The sequence below is a fragment of the Kineococcus aridisoli genome (assembly GCF_050871885.1).
Taxonomy (GTDB): Bacteria; Actinomycetota; Actinomycetes; order Actinomycetales; family Kineococcaceae; genus Kineococcus.
The window spans coordinates 1-946 of sequence record NZ_JBJLSF010000178.1 but is presented as its reverse complement, the minus strand read 5'-3'; the positions used below and the strand labels follow the sequence as shown (position 1 = coordinate 946).

General features: G+C 77.4%; 2 protein-coding genes. One reads left to right on the top strand and one right to left on the bottom strand.

The features are described 5' to 3' along the window. Window positions 1–46: 46 nt before the first annotated feature. On the bottom strand, window positions 47–451 hold the full coding sequence (locus ACRYM2_RS23160; RefSeq protein WP_432525056.1) for a VOC family protein: 405 nt from the start codon (window positions 449–451) through the stop codon (window positions 47–49). An 84-nt stretch (window positions 452–535) separates the two neighbouring features. Here ACRYM2_RS23160 and ACRYM2_RS23155 point away from each other — a divergent pair. Continuing rightward, the coding region (locus tag ACRYM2_RS23155) for a helix-turn-helix transcriptional regulator (protein WP_432525055.1) at window positions 536–946 on the top strand (411 nt) is incomplete at its 3' end.

Here is a 946-nt window from a genome sequence, read left to right as displayed (position 1 = left end):
GGCGGCGGGGGGCGGCCCGCGGGCGCGGGGGCGGCCCGCGCGCGCCTCACCGGCCGGCGAGGACGTCCAGGTAGTGCGGGTTGTGCATGATCCCCAGCAGGTTGCCGAACGGGTCCACCACGGACGCGCCGCGGAATCCCTCCCCGAACGCGCGGGGCGGCTGGAACACCACCGCGCCCAGGCCCAGCAGCCGCTCCAGCGCCGCGTCCAGGTCGTCCACGTGCCAGTACAGGACGACCCCTCCCGGCCGGTCGGTGGCCGGGACACCGCCCAGCTGGGCGGCGAAGGCGGCGTTGAGCACCCCCAGCTCCTGCTGGTGGTCCCCGATGCGGAACTCCGCGTACCAGGGGCGGTCGAAGTACGGCGCCACCCCCAGCAGCTCGGTGTACCAGCGCTTGGCGCCCTCGAAGTCCTCCGCCAGCAGCGCCACGGTCGACATGCCTCGCAACATCGCGTCCTCCTCGATCGGTCCGTGCACCCAGCCTGACCGCGGAAGCGCTCACCTCCTGAGCGCTTTCGGGCGCAGACTTCCCACGTGCGCGCCGACCGGCTGGTGGCCGTCCTGCTGCTCCTGCAGTCGCGGGGGCGGCTGACGGCCGCCCAGGTGGCCACCGAGCTGGAGGTCTCGCTCGCGACGGCCCGCCGGGACCTGGAGGCCCTCGCGGCCGCCGGGGTCCCGGTGTACCCGCAGGCCGGGCGCGGGGGCGGCTGGTCCCTCGTCGGCGGCGCCCGCACCGACCTGTCCGGGCTGAGCGAGCAGGAGGCGCGGGCGCTGTTCCTGCTGCTGGGCCCGGCCGGTGGGGACGGGCCCGCGGTGCGCACGGTGCTGCGCAAGCTCGTGCGGGCCCTGCCCACCACCTTCCGCGCGGACGCCGAGGCCGCCGCCGGCGCCGTCGTCGACGACGGCGCCGGCGGGGGCCAGGAGCCGCCCCCGCCCCCGGCGGTG

Coding starts and splice junctions, on each gene's coding strand:
- ACRYM2_RS23160 (WP_432525056.1), bottom strand. CDS start 451: ATGTTGCGAGGCATGTCGACCGTGGCGCTGCTGGCGGAGGACTTCGAG.